3 protein-coding genes are annotated in these 1,981 nt (G+C 73.8%); 2 read left to right on the top strand and 1 reads right to left on the bottom strand.

What is annotated here, in order from left to right; genetic code table 11:
- Positions 1-259 precede the first annotated feature (259 nt).
- Together AC068A_RS37310 and AC068A_RS37315 are read left to right on the top strand one after the other, a co-directional pair.
- Entirely contained in the window at positions 260-679 is a 420-nt protein-coding gene (locus AC068A_RS37310) for a hypothetical protein (RefSeq protein ID WP_478590743.1), read from the top strand.
- Between the two features lie 165 nt (positions 680-844).
- Complete coding sequence (locus AC068A_RS37315) at positions 845-1,084, top strand: chaplin (protein WP_478590744.1); 240 nt, start codon at positions 845-847, stop codon at positions 1,082-1,084.
- A 104-nt stretch (positions 1,085-1,188) separates the two neighbouring features.
- Here the strand turns inward: AC068A_RS37315 and AC068A_RS37320 are convergent, their stop codons facing one another.
- The gene (locus AC068A_RS37320) at positions 1,189-1,539 is read right to left on the bottom strand and encodes a hypothetical protein (RefSeq protein WP_478590745.1); all 351 of its coding nucleotides are present in this window, start codon (positions 1,537-1,539) and stop codon (positions 1,189-1,191) included.
- Positions 1,540-1,981: the final 442 nt, after the last annotated feature.

The raw sequence follows: 1,981 nt of genomic DNA on the forward strand, positions 1-1,981 counted from the left end.
TGGTCCCGCGTGAACCGCGTCCCTCGTTGGCTGTCTTTGTTCCACCCCCCCCCCCCCCCCCCCCCCTCTTCCCCCCCCCCCCCCCCTCCCCCCCCCCCCCCCCCCCCCCCCCCACGCCCGTACGCAGCCCCGAGCGGCTCCCGCGCGCGGGCCTTGCGTGCGGCCCCGCTCCGGTTGCACTCCGTGCAGGCCGTCACGACGGTGGGTGAGGGAGCGGATCGCTCGGGTCCGCTTCTCTGCGACCAGCGAAGGAACTCCCATGCAGCGCTCCAAGCCGTTCCACCTCCGTGCCCGAGTCCTCGTCCCGTCGGCCCTCGCCGCCGTCATACTCACCGGCGCGGCCGCCCCAGCGGGCGCCGCAGACGGTGAGAGTGCCGCCTCCTTGCGCAAACGAGTGGCGGCCGTCCGGCAGGAAGCGGAGGACCGTCCGGCCGAGGCCCCGGCCGGCCCGCTCGACGACCTGCTCTCCGCCATCTCCGCGGCCCTCGACGGCTTCCTCGGGAGCCTTGAGGGGCTGCTGCCCGGGGGCACGCCGCCGACTCTCCCCGACCTGTCGGCCATCCCCGGCCTGCCCATCACCCTCCCGCCGGCGGATCTCCCCGAGACCCCCGTCCCCGAGGTCCCCGAGATCCCCGACCCTGAGAGCCCCGAGATCCCGGGCCTGCCCGTGCGCCGGTAGCGGCGGGCGCGCCCCAGGGCGGTCGGCCGAACATCGCGTGCGGCGAAGCCGATTGGGCTGAACAGGTTTGATGTGCGCGAGGCCGTGTCCGTTGGGGAGTCCGGACCGTTTCTCTCGGTGTGAGCCCCGGTCGGGGCAGAACATCGAAGAGAAGGTGCACTTTCCATGAACTCTGCCAAGAAGGCCGCCCTGGTCCTGGCCTCCGCCGGTCTCGCCGCAGCCGGCGCCGCGGGCACCGCCTTTGCCGACTCCACGGCCGAGAGTGCGGCCGTGGGCTCCCCCGGTGTCCTCTCGGGCAACCTCGTGCAGGTGCCGGTCCACGTCCCGGTCAACCTCTGCGGCAACACCGCCGACGTCATCGGCCTGCTGAACCCGGCGTTCGGCAACACCTGCGACAGCCTCTGAAGCCTGACGCCGCATCCGCGGCGGCAGCATCGGACCGTGGGCGCCACCGGCCTCGCCGGTAGCGCCCACGGTTCTTTTGCCGTCCTGAATCGGCAGGCTCAGGCTCAGGACCGGTTGCCGCCGTTGAGCTGGACCCCGCCGAGGAGCGGGGAGGCCTTCGTGGCCCCGTTCGCCAGGCCGAGCACCTCGCCCGGGGCGCCATTGCGGATCTCGTTGACCCGCCGGGTGGTGCCCACGACCTGATCGACCGGCTGGCCCTGCTCGGCCAGGCCGTTGCCGAGGGTCTGGGGAAGCGACTCTGTGGCGGGGGCGAGCGAGTCGAAGGCCTGTGTCGCCCCGCTCGTCAGGCTCATGGGGGGCATCGCGGCCGCGCCCTCGGCGGCGAACGCGGAAGTGGAGGCGCCGAGGGCGGCAACGGAGCCGGCGACGACTGCGGCGACCTTCGTGAGCTTCATTGTCGAAATCCTTTTCCAGCGGCGACCGTCGCACCGCTTTTGCCCTGGCTAACGATTTCGTGCCGCGGCGGAAACGCGTCGAGGGCACGGCGACGGCCGGAGAATCCGTCAGGGGATTCTCCGGCCGGTATTTCTTCCGATTACCTTTGCGGCCGCGTCAGGCAGAACGGGACCTGCGGTAAAGCATCGCGCCGCCCAGGACCAGGGCGGAGGCGAGGAGCGCCGCGGCGCCGGCCTGGCCTGCGCCGGTCTCGGCGAGTACGGGCGCCGGGGACATATGCTGCGCGGGGGCGGGCAGCGGCGCGGGAGCGGGAAGCGTCCGCGGGGCGTCGTCGACCGGGGCCGGGGCGGGAAGCGTCCGCGGGGCGTCGTCGACCGGGGCCGGGGCGGGAAGCGTCCGCGGGGCGTCGTCGACCGGGGCCGGGGCGGGAAGCGTCCGCGG

The organism is Streptomyces sp. NPDC043854, from assembly GCF_056436005.1.